Annotated in this window: 16 protein-coding genes and 1 tRNA gene; 7 read left to right on the top strand and 10 right to left on the bottom strand. The window is 71.7% G+C overall.

The window, feature by feature from the left end:
• Window positions 1–8: 8 nt before the first annotated feature.
• Window positions 9–890: a Bax inhibitor-1/YccA family protein gene (locus ACIPN7_RS16335; protein ID WP_377229051.1), complete on the bottom strand. Its 882-nt coding sequence runs from the start codon at window positions 888–890 to the stop codon at window positions 9–11.
• Between the two features lie 177 nt (window positions 891–1,067).
• Here ACIPN7_RS16335 and ACIPN7_RS16330 point away from each other — a divergent pair, with 177 nt between their 5' ends.
• Both ACIPN7_RS16330 and ACIPN7_RS16325 read left to right on the top strand, forming a co-directional pair.
• Window positions 1,068–2,021 carry an ABC transporter ATP-binding protein gene (locus ACIPN7_RS16330; RefSeq protein ID WP_400544125.1) on the top strand — a complete coding sequence of 318 codons (954 nt, stop codon included), beginning with the start codon at window positions 1,068–1,070 and terminating at the stop codon, window positions 2,019–2,021.
• Entirely contained in the window at window positions 2,018–2,905 is an 888-nt protein-coding gene (locus ACIPN7_RS16325) for an ABC transporter permease (RefSeq protein ID WP_400544122.1), read from the top strand. Before ACIPN7_RS16330 ends, ACIPN7_RS16325 begins: the two co-directional genes overlap by 4 nt.
• A gap of 160 nt (window positions 2,906–3,065) precedes the next feature.
• Here ACIPN7_RS16325 and ACIPN7_RS16320 read toward each other — a convergent pair whose 3' ends face one another.
• Together ACIPN7_RS16320 and ACIPN7_RS16315 are read right to left on the bottom strand one after the other, a co-directional pair.
• Complete coding sequence (locus ACIPN7_RS16320; RefSeq protein ID WP_400544119.1) at window positions 3,066–6,959, bottom strand: efflux RND transporter permease subunit; 3,894 nt, start codon at window positions 6,957–6,959, stop codon at window positions 3,066–3,068.
• Between the two features lie 209 nt (window positions 6,960–7,168).
• Window positions 7,169–8,404, bottom strand: a complete 1,236-nt coding sequence (locus ACIPN7_RS16315; RefSeq protein ID WP_400544116.1) for an MFS transporter — start codon at window positions 8,402–8,404, stop codon at window positions 7,169–7,171.
• Window positions 8,405–8,460: 56 nt separating this feature from the next.
• Here ACIPN7_RS16315 and ACIPN7_RS16310 point away from each other — a divergent pair, with 56 nt between their 5' ends.
• The 4 genes from ACIPN7_RS16310 to ACIPN7_RS16295 all read left to right on the top strand — a co-directional run bounded on the left by ACIPN7_RS16310 (window position 8,461) and on the right by ACIPN7_RS16295 (window position 10,680).
• Window positions 8,461–8,952, top strand: a complete 492-nt coding sequence (locus tag ACIPN7_RS16310) for a MarR family winged helix-turn-helix transcriptional regulator (protein ID WP_400544113.1) — start codon at window positions 8,461–8,463, stop codon at window positions 8,950–8,952.
• A 107-nt stretch (window positions 8,953–9,059) separates the two neighbouring features.
• Entirely contained in the window at window positions 9,060–9,272 is a 213-nt protein-coding gene (locus tag ACIPN7_RS16305) for a hypothetical protein (RefSeq protein ID WP_400544110.1), read from the top strand.
• A gap of 30 nt (window positions 9,273–9,302) precedes the next feature.
• Window positions 9,303–9,995 carry an ArsR/SmtB family transcription factor gene (locus tag ACIPN7_RS16300; RefSeq protein WP_400544107.1) on the top strand — a complete coding sequence of 231 codons (693 nt, stop codon included), beginning with the start codon at window positions 9,303–9,305 and terminating at the stop codon, window positions 9,993–9,995.
• An 82-nt stretch (window positions 9,996–10,077) separates the two neighbouring features.
• Window positions 10,078–10,680 carry a ClpP family protease gene (locus tag ACIPN7_RS16295; RefSeq protein WP_400544104.1) on the top strand — a complete coding sequence of 201 codons (603 nt, stop codon included), beginning with the start codon at window positions 10,078–10,080 and terminating at the stop codon, window positions 10,678–10,680.
• A 40-nt stretch (window positions 10,681–10,720) separates the two neighbouring features.
• Here the strand turns inward: ACIPN7_RS16295 and ACIPN7_RS16290 are convergent, their stop codons facing one another.
• On the bottom strand, window positions 10,721–11,245 hold the full coding sequence (locus tag ACIPN7_RS16290) for a helix-turn-helix domain-containing protein (protein ID WP_400544101.1): 525 nt from the start codon (window positions 11,243–11,245) through the stop codon (window positions 10,721–10,723).
• A 125-nt stretch (window positions 11,246–11,370) separates the two neighbouring features.
• Between ACIPN7_RS16290 and ACIPN7_RS16285 the strand changes: the two genes are divergently transcribed.
• Window positions 11,371–13,611, top strand: a complete 2,241-nt coding sequence (locus ACIPN7_RS16285; protein ID WP_400544099.1) for an ATP-binding cassette domain-containing protein — start codon at window positions 11,371–11,373, stop codon at window positions 13,609–13,611.
• A 3-nt stretch (window positions 13,612–13,614) separates the two neighbouring features.
• Here ACIPN7_RS16285 and ACIPN7_RS16280 read toward each other — a convergent pair.
• From ACIPN7_RS16280 to eno, 6 genes are all read right to left on the bottom strand, one after another.
• Window positions 13,615–13,688 (bottom strand) — tRNA-Leu (locus ACIPN7_RS16280).
• A gap of 105 nt (window positions 13,689–13,793) precedes the next feature.
• Window positions 13,794–15,248, bottom strand: a complete 1,455-nt coding sequence (locus ACIPN7_RS16275) for an NAD(P)/FAD-dependent oxidoreductase (protein WP_400544096.1) — start codon at window positions 15,246–15,248, stop codon at window positions 13,794–13,796.
• 168 nt (window positions 15,249–15,416) lie between these two features.
• Complete coding sequence (locus tag ACIPN7_RS16270) at window positions 15,417–16,364, bottom strand: exopolyphosphatase (RefSeq protein ID WP_400544093.1); 948 nt, start codon at window positions 16,362–16,364, stop codon at window positions 15,417–15,419.
• 94 nt (window positions 16,365–16,458) lie between these two features.
• Window positions 16,459–16,959 carry a DUF501 domain-containing protein gene (locus tag ACIPN7_RS16265; protein WP_400544090.1) on the bottom strand — a complete coding sequence of 167 codons (501 nt, stop codon included), beginning with the start codon at window positions 16,957–16,959 and terminating at the stop codon, window positions 16,459–16,461.
• A gap of 75 nt (window positions 16,960–17,034) precedes the next feature.
• Window positions 17,035–17,997, bottom strand: a complete 963-nt coding sequence (locus ACIPN7_RS16260) for a septum formation initiator family protein (RefSeq protein ID WP_400544087.1) — start codon at window positions 17,995–17,997, stop codon at window positions 17,035–17,037.
• 184 nt (window positions 17,998–18,181) lie between these two features.
• Complete coding sequence (gene eno / locus ACIPN7_RS16255) at window positions 18,182–19,462, bottom strand: phosphopyruvate hydratase (protein ID WP_397398353.1); 1,281 nt, start codon at window positions 19,460–19,462, stop codon at window positions 18,182–18,184.
• Between the last annotated feature and the right edge of the window lie 3 nt (window positions 19,463–19,465).

The raw sequence follows: 19,465 nt of genomic DNA, 5'->3' as shown, positions 1-19,465 counted from the left end.
GAGGAGCGTCAGTCGCTGCTGTTGAAGATCGCCAGCAGGCGCAGGAACTCCAGGTACAGCCAGATCAGCGTCACCAGCAGGCCGAAGGCCGCCGACCACGCCATCTTGGCGGGAACGCCTGCCTCGACACCACGCTTGATGGAGTCGAAGTCGACGATCAGCGACGCGGCGGCCAGACCAACGGCCACCAGGCCGATGATGATGCCGAACGTGCCGCCCCGCATGCCCCAGCCGCCGAGCACGCCGGTCCACACCAGGACCAGGTTGATCAGCGAGAACGCCGCGTAGCCGACCATCGCGATGATCAGCCAGCGCGTGAACTTCGGGGTGACCCGCACCTTGCCCGACTTGAACAGGAAGAGCGCGGCGGCGAAGGTCGCGACGGTCGCGAGCACCGCCTGGAGCACGATCCCGTTGGTCTGCGCCTCGTAGAACATCGAGATGCCGCCGAGGAACATGCCCTGCGCGATCGTGTACAGGATGATCAGCACGGGGCTCGGGTTGCGCTTGAACGCGTTGACCAGGCCCAGCACAAGACCCGCGATCATGCCGAAGATCCACAGGCCCGGCGCGAGCGTCCACGTCGCCGCGCCGACCACGACCAGGAGGGCCAGCAGCCCACCGGTCTTGACGATCACGTCGTCGTACGTCAGCCGCTTGGTGTCCGCCGTGGTGGCCGACGGCGACTGGTACATCGCGTCGAGCTGCGACGCGTCCATCGCCTGCTGTCCCGCGGCGCCGTACTGACCGTACTGGCCAGGCTGCGGCGGAGTGCCGTATGCGGGAGTCTGGTTGGGGTAGGTGGCGGTGCCGCCGCGACGCGCACCGGCAGCGCCGGTGCGACGGGGCTCACCGAAGACGTCGCTTCTAGAAAAGACGGGGTTGCTCATCTGCTCCTCCTGGTCTGTCTGACCATCCTAGGGAACGCTGCGGACACTCCAGGAGTTCCCAGGTCATACCAACGGATGAAGTGGATCCGACCACGGGATGATCCGGGCCGGTATTGGGTGCGCGGGCCATCTCCCCTACCTACTCTCGTAGTTACGAGTCTCCTGGAAGGGCAAGTGATGATCGAGGCCAGAGGCCTGATGAAGAGGTACGGCGCCAAGACCGCCGTGAACGACGTCACGTTCACCGTCCAGCCGGGCCAGGTGACGGGCTTCCTCGGCCCGAACGGCGCCGGCAAGTCGACCACCATGCGCATGATCGTGGGGCTGGACCGGCCCACGGCCGGCTCGGTCACCGTGAACGGCAAGCCGTACACGGCGCACCGCCGTCCGCTGGCCGAGGTCGGCGCCCTGCTCGACGCGAAGGCCGTGCACACCGGCCGCACCGCGCGCAACCACCTGCTCGCCATGGCCGCGACGCACGGCATCGCCACCAAGCGCGTCGACGAGGTGATCGAGCTCACCGGGCTGCAGTCCGTCGCGAGCAAGCGCGTGGGCGGCTTCTCGCTCGGCATGGGCCAGCGCCTCGGCATCGCGGCGGCCCTGCTCGGCGACCCGCGCACCCTGATCCTGGACGAGCCCGTCAACGGGCTCGACCCCGAGGGCGTGCTCTGGGTCCGCAACATCGCCAAGTACCTGGCGTCCGAGGGCCGCACGGTCTTCCTGTCCAGCCACCTCATGAGCGAGGTCGCCCTCACGGCCGACCACGTGATCGTGATCGGCCGGGGCCGCATCCTCGCCGACGCCCCGGTCGCGGAGTTCGTGGACGGCGCGGCCCGCAAGGTGGTGCGCGTCCGGTCGCCGCAGGCCACGGAGCTCGCCGACCTCCTGAAGGCCAAGAACGCCGAGGTCGAGGACGTCGAGCCCGGCCTGCTGGAGGTCCGCGGGGCCGAGGCGTCCGCCGTCGGCGAGCTGGCCGCCAGCTCGCGGATCGTGCTGCACGAGCTCACGCCCGTCGCGTCCACGCTCGAGGAGGCGTACATGTCGCTCACCGCCGACTCGGTGGAGTACCAGTCCGAGAACCTCGCCGCCGTAGCCGCGGCGACGTCCCACATCGAGGGGAGCAAGGCATGAGCGCGACGGTCACCGCTCCGGCGAGCGGAGCGGCGTCGGGCCCGACGACGGAGCACACCCCGGTGCAGAACGTCACCTTCTGGCGCGTGCTGCGCTCGGAGTGGATCAAGCTGTGGACGCTGCGCTCGACGTGGTGGACGCTCGGGGCGACCGTCGTCGTGATGGTCGGTTTCGCGCTGCTGCTGGCGTTCATCGTGCAGCTCGTGGGCAACGAGATGGAGGGTGCCTCGCCCGAGGACCAGGCGGCGATGGGCGGCGTCCTCGGCGGGACCACGGTCGTGGCCGCCGGCTTCGAGATGGCGGCCCTCGTGGTCGCGGTGCTCGGCGCCCTGATGATCACCGGTGAGTACTCCACCGGCATGATCCGGTCGACGTTCGCGGCGGTGCCCGCCCGTCTCCCGGCCTTCTTCGGCAAGGCCGTGGTGCTCGTGCTCGTGACGGCGGTGCTCACCACCGTCTCCCTGGCGCTGAGCTGGCTCGTCACCTACCCGCTCCTGAACGCCAACGACGCCACCGTGGACTTCGGCGACAGCGACCAGGTGCGTGCCCTCGGCGGCACCGTGCTCTACGTGACGCTCGTGGCCCTGTTCGCCCTGGCGCTCGGCGCACTGCTGCGGCACACCGCGGGTGCGATCTTCACCGTGGTCGCGATCTTCCTGGTGATCCCGACCGTCTTCCAGATCGCGACGTTCGCCGCGGCCCAGCTGGAGTGGATCGGCACCGTGAACAAGTTGCTGCCGAGCGTGGCGGGTGCCCAGATCACGCCGAACGCGGGCGCGTTCCCCGACGTGCTCGACCCGTGGGTGGGCATCGGCGTGCTCGCCGGCTACACGGTGCTCGTGCTGGTCGGCGCGTCGGCGCGGCTGAAGCTGCAGGACGCGTAGCGTCCTCGGCCCGCAGGCTTTGCCTGCGGAAGGACTGCTGCTCCCTGAGTCGTGTTGCTCCGCGTAGACATTGTCCACCGGTGGCAACACGGCTCGGGGAGCACGTGTTTCCGGGCCTGCTCGCCGTCCCGAGGCGGACCGTGGCCGCGCCGCGGCGCCGTCAGTCCATCGGGTCGAGCGGGTGCGGCCACCTCGGCGGCGTCTGCTGCCGGCGCTCCGGCTGCGGTTCAGGGTCCTGACGACGCTGGGGCAGCTCGGCGTGCGACGCCGGCTGCCGCTGCGGGGCGTACGGCTGCCGCGGGTTCCCCGGCGCACGCTGCTCGGGCGCACGCTGCTCGGGCGCGAACTGCGGCATGTACTGCGGTGCCGGCTGGCGCGGTGCCGGCTGCCGCGGTGCCGGCTGCGGCGCTGTCTGCTGCGGCGCGTGGCGCGGCTCATGCCGGGCACGTTCCTGTGGCACGTAGTGCTCCCCCTGCGGGGCACGTTCCTGCGGCACGGGCTGCTGCGGCGCACGCCGTTGCGGCGCGAACTGCGACGGAGCCGGCTGCTGGCCGGCCGGCTGCCGGGACGCCCGCGGCCCCGATGCCGGCACGTGCTGCGCCGAGGCCTGCATCGGGGCCGGAGCGGACGGGGCCGACCAGGCCGGTGGTACCTCCGCCTGCCGGGCGTACTGGTCGGCTCCCCCGTGGCGGGGCCCCTCGTAGTGCGCCGCCGCGTGCTGCGCCGGCGATGCCTCCCGGGCAGGAGGCCAGCCCTGCCCCGCCGCACCGGCCTGGCCCGCACCACCCGCCACCGGCCGCGCCCCCACGGGCCGCCCGACGGCCCGGAGCGCCCCGGTCGCCACGCTGACCAGCGCACCCGTGAGCGGGCGGCGGACCCGGCCGGCGGCCTCGTCGGCCGCCCGGCGCCGTTCCGCCCGGCGCTCGAAGAGCGTGTAGATCACGGGCACCACGTACAGCGTCAGCAGCGTCGAGGACACCAGTCCGCCGATCACGACCAGCGCGAGCGGCTGCGAGATGAACGCGCCGCCGCCGGTCACGCCGATCCCCATGGGGGTGAGCGCGAAGACCGTGGCCAGCGCCGTCATGACGATCGGCCGCAGCCGCTTGCGGGCGCCCTCGCGCACGGCCTCGTCGAGCCCCATGCCGCGGACGCGGTACTGGTTGATGAGGTCGATGAGCACGATCGCGTTCGACACCACGATGCCCACCAGCAGCAGCGTGCCGATCAGGGCGGGCACCCCCAGCGGGGTGTTCGTCGCCACCAGGGCGACCAGGGCGCCCACGGCGGCGAACGGGACGGACACCAGCAGGATGAACGGCTGCGCCAGGCTCCGGAACGTCGCCACCATGACCACGAACACGAGCGCGATCGCCGCCAGCAGCGCCAGGCCCAGGTCGCTGAAGGCCTCGGCCTGGTCGGCGGCCGCGCCGCCCACCGCCACCGTGGCGCCGGCCGGCAGGTCGATCGCCGCGATCTCGGCGTCGACCTCGTCGGTGACCGCGCCGAGGTCGTCACCGGCGGGTGTGACGGAGACGGTGGCCGACCGCTCGCCGTCGATCCGCGTGATGGACGTCGGCGAGCTGGCGATCTTCACCTGCGCCACGTCGCTCAGGGGGACGGCGCCGGCCGCGGTCGGGACGGGGATCTCGCCGATCTCGGCCATGGTCGTCGGGACGGCACCGGCGGCCAGCGTGACGCCGACCGGCCCCTCGGCGGTCTGGAGCTCTCCGACGTCCCGCGCGCCCGTCATCGCTGCCGACGCGATCCCGGACACCTGCGTCTCGGTGAGCCCGAACTGCGCCGCGGCCTTGCGGTCGACGGTCACCTCGACGATCTCCTGGGCGGCGGCCAGGTCGTTGCCGACCTCGGCGGTTCCCTTCAGGGCGCTCATCGCCTCCTGGAGCTGGTTCGTGGCCGCCGTCAGCGTCTCGACGTCGCGGGCGCGGACGAGGAGGTCGATCGAGGACGTGCCCACGGAGTCGCCGGCGGAGACGGAGACCTCCGTCGCGGGCGCCTCGGTCAGGTCCACGACGGCAGCGCGGATGTCCGCGGCGGCCTGCTCGCCGTCGGCGTCCTCGTCGAGGGTGATCGCGAAGCTGGCCTTGAGCCCGGCGCTCGCCCCGCCGAACGCGGCCATCGACAGGTCGCCGCCGCTGCCGACCGTGGCCTGCACGCTGTCGACGGCGTCCACACCCGCGAGCGCGGTCTCGACCTGCTGCGCCGCCTCGTCCTGGCCCTTGAGCGAGGTGCCGGGCGCGTAGTGCTGCGTGACGGTCACGGTGTCCTGACCGCTGTCGCCGAGAAAGCTGGTCTCCATGTTCGGGACCAGGGCGGCCGTGCCGCCGAGGATCGCCACGGCCACGCCGATGGTGACGGCGGGCAGCCGCAGCGCGCCGTTCAGGGTGGGCACGTAGATGCGCTGCCAGATCCCCCGGCTCTCCTTCTCCTCGGCGGCCTCACGGTCGACCGCCCCGCCGCGCCGCGCCTTCCTCGGCGGCCGGATGAACCAGTAGGCCAGCACCGGCACGATCGTCAGCGCCACGACGAGCGAGGCCAGCATCGCGATCGAGACGGTCAGCGCGAACGGCCGGAACAGCTCGCCCACCATGCCGCCCACCAGCGCGATGGGCAGGAACACGGCGACGGTGCAGATCGTGGAGGCGGCGATGGCCCCGCCGACCTCGCGCACCGCCGCGAGGATCGCCGGCCCTCGCTCCTCGCCGTACGACATGTGCCGCTTGATGTTCTCGATCACCACGATCGCGTCGTCGACCACGCGGCCGATCGAGATGGTGAGCGCACCGAGCGTCAGGATGTTCAGCGTGTAGCCGCCCGCGTCCATCGCGATGAACGTCACCGCGAGCGACAGCGGGATGGAGATCGCGGAGACGAGCGTCGACCGCATCGACATCAGGAAGACGAGGATGACGAGCACCGCGAACAGCAGGCCGAGGCCGCCCTCGGTGGCCAGGCCGTGGATCGAGTCCTCGATGAACGGCGCCTGGTCGAAGACGACCGCCGTCGCGATGGTCCGTTCGGTCAGCGTGTCCGCGATCTCGGGCTCGGCGAGCGCGTCCTCGATCGCGTGGGACACCTCGACGGTGTTGGCCTCCGGCGTCTTGGTGATGGCCAGGCCGAGGGACGGCGAGCCGTCGAGCCGGGAGTAGGACGTGGCCTCGACCGGCTTGAGCTCCACGGACGCGACCTGGCCCAGCTCCACGGGTGCGGCCGGCTCGGCCGGCAGACCGCCGGCGGCCGGGTCCGGCGGCGTCGCACCCCCGGCCGCTCCGGTGCCCCCGGCCGCGGTGCCGCCGGGGAGCACGGGAAGCTGCTTGAGCTGGTCGACCATGTCGACCGGCTTGCCGAGCTGGACCGACCATGCACGGCCGCCCTCGGTGATCTCCCCGGCCGGGATGACCACGCCGTTGTCCTGCAGCACGGTGGTCAGGTCCTCGGTCGTGAGGCCGGCCGCGGCGAGCTTGTCCTGGTCCGGCAGGATGCGCACCTCGGTCTCGCTCTGCCCGGTCACGGCGACGGAGCGGACGCCGTCGACCTCCTTGAGCGCCGGCACCACGACGTCCTCGACGGTCGAGGCGAGGGCGTTGGGGCTCTTGTCGCCGGACACCGCCATCTGGACCACGGGCACGTCGTCGACGGAGCCGGTCGTGACCTGCGGCTCGACGTCCTCGGGCAGAGCCGGCTGCACCCCGGCGACGGCGGTCTGGAGGCGCTGGGTGGCCGACTCCATATCGGTGCCGTAGGCGAACTCGACCGTGGTCAGGGAGATGCCGGTGGACGCCGTCGACCGCACCGACGCGACCCCGTCGACGGAGGCGATGGCCTCCTCGATCACGTCGGTGACCTGCTCCTCCACGACCTCGGGCGAGGAGCCCTGGTACTGCGCGCTCACGATGCCCGTCGGGAGCTGGAGCGACGGGATGAGCTCCTGCTTCAGGGAGGTCATGCTCAGCACGCCGAACACCGCGATCGCGATGGTCACCAGTGCTACGACGGCTCGGTTCGCGAGGGACAGCCGGGCGAGACGGAACACGAGGACTCCACGGTGCGGCGGGGTTCGGGCGTACGGCGCGATACCGCCGTCGTGACCCGGCGGGACCAACGGGGTGAAATCAGACCGAAGTCACAGAGTAGGGCAGTGCGCCGCACCGCCTGCAAGCGGTCGGGGACATTGACAGCCGCCCGAATTCCGTCCCGCACCGCCCGCCCTGGCCCGTCCGCACGACGGGCCAGGGCTTCACGTCACAGCTCGGACATGGCCTCCTCGGGCGTGCGCTCGGCCACCTCGGCCGCCCGGTTCCAGCGCTGCCAGAGCACCCGCTCCCCGATCGGCCGGGCCATGAGGTGCGCCGTCACCAGGAAGACGACCACGCCGACGAGCAGCACCGCCGACGCCACCCAGAACGGCGACGCGGGGCTGACGCCCTCGGCGAGCAGGCCGGCCACGACCGGGGCCGGGGCCGCGAAGCCCCAGCGGACAAGGTTGAACGCGCCGGTCGTGACCCGGCGGTCCGGGTCGCCGAGCGCGAGCGACAGGTCGGTCAGGTTCGCGTTGGCGATACCCATGAACACACCGGCCACGATGGTCACGACGATGGAGCCCGCGGTGCCGACGCCGACCGCGAGCAGCGCCACGCACACCAGCACGCCCGCGACGGCGACGCCGAGCGTCTGCACGAACCCGATCCGGTGCGCGAGCCTGTGGCCCACCGCCAGGATGCCGACGGCAACGCCGATGCCCCAGGCGGTGAACACCAGGCCGAGCGGCACGACGTCGAGGCCGAGGAAGACCGGCACATAGCCGAGCACCACGAAGAACACGAAGTTGTAGGCCGCCGTCACGACCGCGAGCGCCAGGAAGCCGGGCTTGCGGAACAGCCCGAAGACCTGCCCGAGCTTGAGCGGTGCGGGCTTCTCGGCCGGGTCCTTGAGCCGGGTGGCGGAGACCAGGAGCGCGACGACCATGAGCAGGCCGCAGACGAAGAACGGCACGCGCCAGCTGATGTGCCCGAGCAGCCCGCCGATCAGCGGCCCGACGGCGAAGCCGAGCCCCACGCAGGTCTCGAACAGGCCGACCACCCACTCGCGGTCCTTGGCGAGGGCGACGAGCAGCACCATGGCGGTGGCGAAGAACATCGCGTTGCCGAGGCCCCACACGCCGCGGAGCACCGCGAGCTGCACGATGTTGCCGCTCAGGGCCGCCAGCACGGCGGCGATGGCGACGAGCGTGACGCCGGTCGCCAGGATCTTCTTGTACCCGAACTTCCCCGTGGCCATCACGGCGGGGATCATGCCGATGGCCATGACCGCGATGTACGCGGTGAACAGGAGCTCGATCTCCCAGGTGGTGGCGCCGATCTCCGCGCCGATGACGGGCAGGATCGGGTCGACGACGGCGATGCCGGCGATCGCGAAGAACGCGGTGAGCGCGGTGGCGTAGATGGCTGTCTTGTTCGGTTCGTTGCGCGCGCTGGCCACGCGGCCTCCTCAGGAATTATCTGTATCACCCAGGTATATGCCTGTAGGCTACACCTATGTCGAGGGAGACGGAAGAGAACGCCGGTGACGACCAGTCCGCCGAGGCCTCGCTGTCACGCGTGGAGCTCCAGCTCGCACTCCTGCTGCGCCGGGCGGAACGCACGGGCGCCGTCCGCGCCGGCCACACCCCCACCCTCGAACGGTCGGGCTACCTGCTGCTCCAGGTCCTCAGCGCCGAAGGCCCGCTCGGCATCAACGCGCTCGCCGCCCGCCAGGGCCTCGACGCGTCGACCGTGACCCGCCAGGTGGTCAGCCTGGAGAAGGCCGGGTTCGCGCGGCGCAGCCGGGACCCGCTCGACGGGCGGGCGGTCCTGGTCGAGGCGACGGCGTCCGGCAGGGACCAGCTGGAGCGCGAGCGCGCCCGGCGCAGCGCGATGTACGACCAGATCCTCACCGACTGGTCCCCCTTCGAGCGGTCCCTGCTCGCCGAGCTGCTGGAGCGCCTGAATCACGACCTGGACGCGTTCCGGCGCGACCCGGAGGAGTGAGGCGCCACTTCCAAAGAATATATTGCAAAGAAACCCTTGCAAAGGTGTGTTGGCATGCGTAGGGTGAGTCGCACGAGCTACCCCACACCTAGCCAGGAGCAGCCACCATGAGCGCCTTCGCCCCCACCGCCGTCCCGCAGGTCCGCCACCTCCTCGCGCCGCGTACCGTCGCGGCCTCGATCCCCGGCCGCCGTCCCGAGGCCCCCGCCACCAACCACGAGGCGCAGCGCCGGGAGGCCGAGCGCATCGCCCGCCAGCGCGCCCAGGCCGAGCGCGCCCGTGACAACGCGGCGGCACGCCACCCGCTCGCGCTGCGCTGAACCCGGCGCGCAATGGGTAACGTCCTGCCTATGGCGACTGCGCGTGAGGACTCCCCGGGGCACGAGGCAGACCGGGGCGGTGCCTCCCCCACGTCACCCGCGACCGGGTCCCCCGCGGCGCCCGAGCCCGCCGGTCCGCCGGCGGAGCTGGGCCCGGCCGCGCTGCGGGCGCTCTCGCACCCGCTCCGCATCCGCATCCTCGACCTGCTGCCGAGCCACGGTCCGCTCACCGCCAGCAAGCTCGGCGAGATCGTCGGCGAGTCCAGCGGCTCGACGAGCTACCACCTGCGCCAGCTCGCCAAGCACGGCCTCGTCCGCGAGGTCGAGGGCAAGGGCACCGCACGCGAACGCTGGTGGGAGCGCACCCCGGGCGGGTTCAGCATCTCCACGCTGGGCAAGGACTCGCCCGCCACCCGGCAGACCGCCGAGGCAGTCAACATCGAGTTCCTCCGTCTGCGCCACGAACGGGTGATGGCCTTCGTCCGCGCGGGCCAGGGCGCCGACGAGGAGACCCTGAAGGCCTGGGACGGGACCACGACGTTCTTCGCCGCCAACAAGTGGGCCACTCCCGAGCAGATGCGGGCGATCGTGGTGGCGTGGGAGCAGTTCACGACCGAGCACATCGACCCGCTCAGCGGGCAGGAGGGCGCTCCTGGAGCCATCCCGTTCGAGGTCCACTTCGACGCGTTCCCGACGATCGACCCGGACGGCAACCCGATCTGACGCGACGCACCTCTGCCATCAGCAGATCTGCGGCGAGCAGAGACGGCTGTCCGGCGGGCCGGCGTCCGGCGATGGTGGAGGCATGACCGAGACCACCCTTGCCCAGCCCTTCGACGACCACCTCGCCACGCGGCTGCTGCACCAGCGGATCGTGCTGATCGGCAGCGAGATCGACGACGCCGTCGCCAACCGCGTGACCTCGCAGCTCCTGCTGCTCTCGGCGGAGGACCCGGCCGCCGACATCAGCCTCTACATCAACGCCCCCGGCGGCTCGATGAGCGCCGGCGTCGCCGTCCACGACACGATGCAGCTGCTGCCGAACGCGGTCTCCACCGTGGCGGTCGGGTTCGCAGGCGGCACGGCGCAGTTCCTGCTCGCCGCGGGTGCGCCCGGCAAGCGCTACGCCCTGCCGCACGCACGGATCATGATGCACCAGCCCGCCGGCGGGGCGGGCGGTACGACGACGGACGTGGTGGTCCAGGCGGAGAACATCCGGCACATCAAGGACGTCGTGACGCGGCTGCAGGCCGAGCACACCGGCCAGCCGGTGGAGACGGTCGCGGCGGACTCCGAGCGCGACCGCTGGTTCACCGCGGAGCAGGCCCTGGCCTACGGCATGATCGACAAGGTCGTGGACCGGGTGAACGACGTGCGCCCGGGCGGGAAGCGGCGCGCGGGACTCTGACGGCGGAGCGGGCTCCGGCGCCGTCCCGTGCTCCGGCGGCTCACGCCGCCAGCAGCACGGCCTCCCCGCGCCGTCCGACGGCGGAGGTGCCGGCCGGCGCCGGCTGCCCGGCCTGCAACGGGTGCCGCGACGAGGAGAAACCGGCCGAACGGCGGGCCGCGGACGACAGGACGCGGACCCGCCGGCCCTCCTCCTGGGCCGCGAGCGCGATCGCGAGATCGGCCCACGCGCGCTCGACGAGGTCGACGAGCCGCATGCCGAGCGCCTCGCACACCGCGGCGAGCACCTCGGAGGAGGCCTCCTTGCGCCCCCGTTCCACCTCGGACAGGTAGGCGGTCGAGACCCGGGCGTCCGTGGCGACGTCGGCCAGGGTGCGGCGCTGCTCCCGCCGCGCACGACGCAGGATGCCGCCCACGAGGTCACGCAGCAGCGGTTCGCGCGTGCGCTCCAGGGTGCCGGGGCGCGCGCCCGGCACGCCGTCGCCGGTGGTACCGGGCCCAGCGGGGCCCGCAGTAACTGTCGAGATCATCGCCATGTGCCCACTCCCGCCGTTGGTACCCGTCACGCTACCCAACCCCACCGACATGCCGGGTCGTTCCGCCGTCTGCTGCTGGCGTAACGGCGTGACCCCGATGCCGGGTGCGTGTCAGTGGCTCCTGGCACCATGGGACCACCGACCAGGAGAGGACAGTGGTGTTCGGATCTATCGAGGTGCGCGGAGCCCGCGAGAACAACCTGCAGGGCGTTTCGATCGACATCCCCAAGCGCAAGCTCACGGTCTTCACCGGGGTCTCCGGGTCGGGCAAGAGCTCGCTCGTGTTCGGCACCGTCGCCGCGGAGTCACGCCGGCTGATCGACGAGACGTACTCGGCGTTCCTCCAGGGCTTCATGCCCTCCCGCCCGCGGCCCGACGTCGACACGCTGTCGAACCTGTCCGCGGCGATCGTCGTGGACCAGGAGCCGATGGGCGCCAACGCGCGCTCGACGGTCGGCACGGCCACCGACGCCTACACGATGCTGCGCGTCATCTGGTCGCGGCTCGGTGAGCCGTACGTCGGCGGGTCCAACCTCTTCTCCTTCAACGACCCCCAGGGCATGTGCGCCAACTGCGAGGGCCTCGGCCGCGTCTCCGCGATCGACACGGAAGCCCTGGTGGACCGCAGCAAGTCGCTGAAGGAGGGGGCCATCACGTTCCCCAACTTCGGGGTCGGCACCTGGTACTGGAAGGTCTACGCGGACTCCGGCTTCTTCGACGTCGACAAGCCGCTGAAGGACTACACCGACACCGAGTGGCACGACCTGATGCACGGCGACGAGCGGAAGATCGTCTCGGGCGGCATCAACGTGACGTACGAGTCGCTGGTCCCGAAGATCACCCGGCTCTACCTGGTCAAGGACGTCGACTCGATGAAGGGCGCCATGCGGGCGGCCGTCGACCGGCTCGCCACCTTCACGCCGTGCCCCGAGTGCGGCGGCACCCGCCTCAACGACCGGGCACGGTCGTCGCTCGTCAAGGGCAAGCACATCGGCGAGGCCGCCGCCATGCAGCTCACGGACCTGGCCGAGCTGGTGCGCGACCTCGCGGACCCGCAGGTCCAGCCCATCCTGGACGGGCTCAACGACCTGCTCGCCACGTTCGAGCAGATCGGCCTGGGGTACCTGTCGCTGGACCGGGAGTCGTCGTCGCTCTCCGGCGGGGAGGCGCAGCGCACCAAGATGGTGCGGCACATGGGCTCGGCCCTGACGGACCTGACCTACGTGTTCGACGAACCGACCATCGGGCTGCACCCGCACGACGTGCGGCAGATGAACGCCCTGCTCCAGCGCCTCCGGGACAAGGGCAACACGGTGCTCGTCGTGGAGCACAAGCCCGAGGTCATGGCAGCCGCCGACCACCTCGTCGACATGGGCCCGGGCGCCGGCACCCACGGCGGCACGGTGGTCTACCAGGGCGACATCGCGGGGCTGCGCACGTCCGGGACCGCGACCGGCAAGCACCTGGACCAGGCGGTGACGCTCAGGTCCACGCCCCGCACCCCGACCGGCTTCCTGCGGATCGAGCACGCGAACCTGCACAACCTTCAGGACGTCTCGGTGGACGTGCCGCTCGGCGTCCTGGTGGCGGTGACGGGCGTGGCCGGCTCCGGCAAGAGCTCCCTCATCCACGGCTGCCTGCCGCGCGACGGCGTCACCTTCGTCGACCAGACGGTGATCCGCGGGTCCCGGCGGTCCAACCCCGCGACCTACACCGGGATCCTCGAGCCCATCCGCAAGCAGTACGCCCGCGCGAACGGGGTCAAGCCCGCACTGTTCAGCGCCAACTCGGCGGGCGCGTGCCCGGAGTGCAAGGGCGTGGGCCTCATCTACACCGACCTCGCCTTCATGGCGGGCGTCGCCAGCGTGTGCGAGGCGTGCGGCGGCAAGCGGTTCACCGACGAGGTGCTCGGCTACACGCTGCGCGGCAAGAACATCGCCGACGCGCTCGCCATGTCCGTCGAGGAGGCCCTGGACTTCTTCACGGAGAAGACGGTGCTCCCGATGCTGTCCCGACTGTCCGACGTCGGGCTGGACTACATCTCCCTCGGCCAGCACCTCAACACCCTGTCGGGTGGAGAGCGGCAGCGCCTCAAGCTGGCCATCGAGATGGGCGGCGACACCCCGACGTTCGTGCTCGACGAGCCCACCGCCGGCCTGCACATGCAGGACGTCGACAACCTGGGCGGCCTGCTCGACCGGCTCGTCGACTCCGGCCGGTCCGTGATCGTCGTGGAGCACAACCTGTCGGTCGTCGCGCGGGCCGACTGGGTGATCGACATGGGCCCGGGCGGCGGGCACGACGGCGGTCGCGTCGTCTTCGAGGGGACGCCGGCGGACCTGGCGCGCCAGGAGTCCTCACTGACGGGACGCCACCTCGCCGAGCTCCTCGGCTGATCGTGCCCCCACCCGGGTTCGAACCGGGACTGGGCCGGGTTTAAGCCGGCTGCCTCTGCCAGTTGGGCTATGGGGGCGCACCCCAGAGACTACCGAGCCCCGTCGTCGAGGTAGAGCTGTGGCGAGGTAGAACCGTAGCGACGGTTCTACCGCGCCACGGTTCTACCTCGGCGGTACGGGGGTCAGGCCTTGGAGCCCGACTCCGCGCGCGCGGCGGACGACTCGGCCGTCTGCTCGACCTTCTCGCCCACGGGCTTCGGCGGCACCGACGCGTTGCGGAACTCCTGCCGCGGGTCGTGCAGCGAACCGAGCGAGACGAGCTCACGGCCCATCAGGAACTGGCCGATCCAGCCGACCAGGATGCGCGCCTTGCGGTTGCCGGTCGGCATCGCCATGACGTGGTAGCCGCGGTGCGCCACCCAGGCCGGGAACCCGCGCAGCTTGATGAAGCCGAACAGCTCGGCGACACCCTTGTACAGACCCAGCGACGCGACCACACCGACGTTCTTGTGGTTGTACTCGACGGCGGGCTTGTCCTTGTAGAGCGCGACGATGTTGTCGGCCAGGCGCACGGCCTCGCGGATCGCGTGCTGCGCGTTCGGCGGGCAGAACTTGCCGGGGTTGAGCACGTCCGGCACGGCGGCGCAGTCGCCCGCGGCCCAGGCGCCGTCGACGATCTCGCCGTCCTCCGTGGCGACCTGCAGCGTGGGGAGCACGATGACGCGGCCCAGCTTGTCGAACGGGAGGTCCGAGGCCTCCTTGATGACCGGGTTCGCCTTGACGCCCGCGGTCCACACGATGGTCTCGGTGTCGAACTCGACGCCGGTCGAGGTGACGACGTGCCCGTCCACGCAGGACGAGAGGAACGTGTTGAGGTGGAACTCGATGCCGCGCTTCTTCAGCTCGGCGAGGGCGTACTCGCCCATCGGCTCCGTGACCTCGGGCAGGATGCGCCCGGCACCCTCGATCATCACGAACCGCAGGTCGGACGGCTCGATCGTGTTGTACTGCCGCGTCGCGTAGCGCGCCATGTCCTCGATCTCGGCGAGCGCCTCGATGCCGGCGAACCCGCCGCCCACGAACGTGAACGTGAGCATGCGCTTGCGCAGGTCGGCGTCCCACGTCGAGGAGGCGACGTCCATGCGGTTGATGACGTGGTTACGGACCGCGATGGCCTCTTCCACGTTCTTGAACCCGATCGCGGCCTCCGCGAGACCCGGGATGGGCAGCGTGCGCGAGACCGAGCCGAGGCCGACGACCAGCTGGTCGTACGTCACCTCGTACTCGTCGCCCTCCTCGGGCTGGATCTTCACGGCCTTGCGCCCGTGCTCGATCGTGGTGACCTTGCCCTGGAGCACGTCGATGCCCTTGAGGGCCTTCCGGTGCGGCGCGACGACGTCGCGGGCGTCGATGGAGCCCGCACCCGCCTCGGGCAGGAAGGGTGCGTACGTCATGTACGGGCGCGGGTCGACGACGACGATGGCCGCTTCCCGCTTCTTCAGCTTCTTTCGCAGGCGGCGCGCCACGTAGAGGCCGACGGACCCGCCGCCGAGCACCACGATGCGCGGCACCTTCCGCGGACGCGGCGTCACCGGGTCGGAAGCATGGCTGACCGAGGTCAGGTCGTTCTGAGGCATGATTCCCAGGGTACCGCGCCCTAAGCGTGTTTCTTCACATGGCAAAGAGCGGCGGGAGCGTGACGCCCACCACGCCGCTTCGCTGCGTATCGTGCCCGGTCAACGGACCACCAGGGACGGGAGTTCCCGACCACCGGAAATCCACCGGTGAAGAATGTCGGGAAGGCGTCAGGCCATCGCGAGCGCGATCCCGTCCAGGATGTCGTGCTCGCTCGTGACCACGTGGGTCAGCGACCCGCCCGCGGACCGGACGTCGGCCACGACGCGCTGGATCACCTCGGACCACACGAGCGCCCCCGCCGCGATCACGTCGACCCGGCCCGGGTGCAGGAAGCCCATCACCGCCCGCTCGGCGCGCGGCGCCGCCAGCAGCGCCGCGCAGGACGCCAGCACCGTCTCGACCGGCAGCTCCGCCTGGTTCACCCGCTCCCGCTGGTACTCGGCCAGGCCCAGGGCGTGCGCGGTGACGGTGGTGATCGAGCCGGCCAGCCCCACCAGCGTGGCGGTCCTCCCGAGCGGGACCACGCGGGCGGCGTCGTCCAGGTGGGCCCGGACGTCGGCGCGCGCGGTCTCGATCTCGGCCGCGGACGGCGGGTCGCCGTGCAGGTGGCGTTCCGTCATCCGCACCGAGCCGATGTCCATCGAGACGCTCGCGTCCACCTCGCTCGTGCCGAGCACCAGCTCCGTGGAGCCCCCGCCCAGGTCGACCACGAGGAAGGGACCGGCGTGCGCCGCCGCGGCGCCGGTGGCGCCGCGGAACGACAGCTGCGCCTCCTCGTGCCCGCTGATCACCTCGACGTCGACGCCGAGCGCGCCGCGGACGCCGTCGAAGAAGGCGTCCCGGTTGCGCGCGTCCCGGGTGGCCGACGTGGCCACGAACCGCACCCGCTCCGCCCCGGCCGCGTCGATCGCCGCCGCGTACCCACGGGTCGCCGCAAGGGTCCGTTCGAGGGCCTCCGGCGCGAGCTCGCCCGTGCGGTCCACACCCTGGCCGAGCCGCACCACCTCCATGCGGCGGTCGAGCTCCGTGAGGTTTCCGGCGGCGTCGACGTCCGCGACCAGCAGGCGGATCGAGTTGGTGCCGCAGTCGATCGCGGCTACGCGAGAGGAAGTCACGTGAGGATTCTCCCAGGCACACCTGCCGCTGGGCACCGGACGTGCCGGTTCGCGAGAAACCTCACTCCCTCCCGGCTCGCGACGGGTGCGGGCCTCAGCAGGTGCAGCGGTCCGGGCGCCACGTGTCCCGGGCCAGCGCCAGCGCCTCGTCGCCGAGCGGGTTCACGCCTGGTCCGGCGGCGAGCGCGTGCGCGAACAGGACGTGCAGGCACTTGACGCGGGTCGGCATGCCGCCCGCGGAGATGCCGTCGATCTCGTCGACGTGCCCGATGGCCTCGCGCTGCGCCAGGTAGTGCTCGTGCGCCTTCCGGTAGGCGGCGGCGAGCTCCTCGTCGGCCTCGAGCCGCGCCGTCATCTCCTTCATGACGCCGTTCGCCTCCAGCGTGGAGGCGGCGGCGACCGCGCCGGGGTGCGTCAGGTAGAAGACGGTCGGGAACGGGGTGCCGTCGGGCAGGCGGGGCGCGGTGCGCGCCACCGTCGGACGGCCGCACACGCAGCGCGCCGCGATCCCCACGACGCCGCGCGGTTCGCGGCCGAGCTGCTCGGCCAGGACCCGCAGGTCGTCGTCGGACACGGTCTCAGTCGCGGTGTTCACCGCTCCATTGTCTCCCAGCGCGCGACCGGCACCGCGCGGCGCCGGCGCGTCGTGGCGCACCGCACGCCGCGCGTGCTACTCGCCGTCCGCGATCCGCACGGAGTCCCACACGTTCGTGTACCAGGGGACGTCAGCGTCCTGGGACGCCCCCGGCGACGGCTCGACGACGCCGGGCTCCGGCTCCTCCTGCTCGACCGAGTCCGTGTCCAGCGGGCGCCACACCTTGTCCCCGGGCATGACGAACCGCAGGCGCGACCGCGCCTGCTCGATCACGTACGACCGGTCGTCCCAGCGGGCCAGCTCGGTCTCGAGCTCGGCCTTCTGGTCCTGCTGCTGGCTGAGCTCTGAGCGCAGCTCGCGCAGCTCGGCCTGCTGCGTGATGACCGCGCGCACCGTCGGGAGCAGCAGCACTACCGCGAGGAGCACCACGACGGACAGCACCATGGCGCGCACGGTGAGCACCTCGGGCACCACGAGCCCGTAGCTGCCGCGCTTGCGGTCCGCCCGGGCCGGGCGCGTGGGCGGCGCGACGCTGCCGGTGGCCGTGCTCCGGCGGCGCGGCTGCGCCGGCCGCTTCGCCCCGCTGCCCGACGTCGGCCGCGCACCGCGTGCGGGGGCCCCGGCCGAGCGTGCGGCCGGCCGTCCCGGAGCGGTCCGAGGCGCGGCCGTGCGGCGGCCCGCCGACGTCGAGGGCACGGCGGGCTTGCGTGCGGTCGACGTGCCCGTCGTCGAGCGGGCCGACGCCGGCTTCGCGGCCGACCTGGCCGTCGTCGTCCCCGTCGCGCCTGCCTTCTTGGCCGCCGGCCCCTTCGCGGACGACGCCTTGGCCGCCTTCGTGTCCTTGGCCGCGGAACCCTTGGCCCCCTTCGCCGCCGGCCCGGACGGCTTCTTGGCCGACGCCCGACCGTTCGCCGGCGTCGTCCCCTTGCCGCCCTTCGCACCGGAGGCCCCCGCACCCGCGCGCGGGGTCGACGACGGGCGCGCACCCGAGCCGCGCGCCGAACCCGAGGGCCGCGCCGGGCGACGTGAGGAAGGCATGGGTCGATTGTGCCGATTCGCCAGGCCTTTGTACCGGCATTACCTTCGGCGCGCCGTGTGTCGAACTCGTGGAACGCGAAAGCTGTCAGACCCGGGCGGACGTGTCAGACGGACAGGTCACCGGAGTGACCTGTACGTCTGACGCGGCAGCGCGTGTCTGACAGCTCAGCGCAGGCGGACCAGCTCAGCCCTGGAAACGCGGGAACGCCGACCGGCCGGCGTAGGTGCCGGCCTCGTCGAGCGCCTCCTCGATGCGGAGGAGCTGGTTGTACTTGCTGATGCGCTCGCCACGGGCGGGGGCACCGGTCTTGATCTGGCCGGCGTTGGTCGCCACGGACAGGTCCGCGATGGTGGTGTCCTCGGTCTCGCCGGAGCGGTGCGAGGTCATCGTGGTGAAGCCGTTGCGCTGGGCCAGCGTCACGGCGTCGAGCGTCTCGGTGAGCGTGCCGATCTGGTTGAGCTTGACCAGCAGCGAGTTCGCCGACTTGAGCTCGATGCCCTTGGCGAGGCGCTCGGGGTTGGTGACGAACAGGTCGTCGCCCACGATCTGCACCTTGTCGCCGACCTTGCCCATCAGGCCGGACCAGGAGTCCCACTCGTCCTCGGACAGCGGGTCCTCGATCGAGACCAGCGGGTAGTCGGCCACGAGCTGCTCGTAGTACGCGATCATCTCGTCCGGCGTCTTCTTGCCGCCCTCGAACGCGTACACGCCGTCCGAGAAGAACTCGGTCGAGGCGACGTCGAGCGCGAGCGCCACGTCGGTGCCGGGCTTGAGGCCAGCGCGCTCGATGGCGACGAGGATCAGGTCGAGCGCCTCACGGTTGCTGCCGAGGTTCGGCGCGAAGCCGCCCTCGTCGCCCAGGCCGGTGGCCAGGCCCTTCTCCTTCAGCACGGACTTGAGGGAGTGGTACACCTCGGTGCCGGTGCGCAGCGCCTCACGGAACGTCGGGGCGCCGATCGGGGCGACCATGAACTCCTGGATGTCCACGTTCGAGTCCGCGTGGGACCCGCCGTTGAGGATGTTCATCATCGGGACGGGCAGGACGTGCGCGTTCGGGCCGCCCACGTAGCGGAACAAGTCCAGGCCCGAGCTCTTGGCGGCGGCCTTCGCGACGGCGAGCGAGACGCCCAGGATCGCGTTCGCGCCCAGCTTGCCCTTGTTCGGCGTGCCGTCGAGGTCCAGGAGCGCCTGGTCGATGATGCGCTGCTCCTCGGCGTCGTACCCGATGAGCTCGGGGGCGATCTCGTCGTTGACGGCCGCGACCGCCTTCTCGACGCCCTTGCCCAGGTAACGGCCCTTGTCGCCGTCACGCAGCTCGACGGCCTCGAACGCGCCGGTCGAGGCGCCGGACGGGACCGCCGCACGGGCGAAGGTGTTGTCGTCGAGGACGATCTCCACCTCCACGGTGGGGTTGCCGCGCGAGTCGAGGATCTCGCGTGCTCCAACGGCTTCGATGCTAGCCACGGG

This window comes from Promicromonospora sp. NPDC090134 (assembly GCF_044746965.1).
Classification (GTDB): domain Bacteria; phylum Actinomycetota; class Actinomycetes; order Actinomycetales; family Cellulomonadaceae; genus Promicromonospora.
This window is presented reverse-complemented; position numbering and strand designations above follow the sequence as displayed.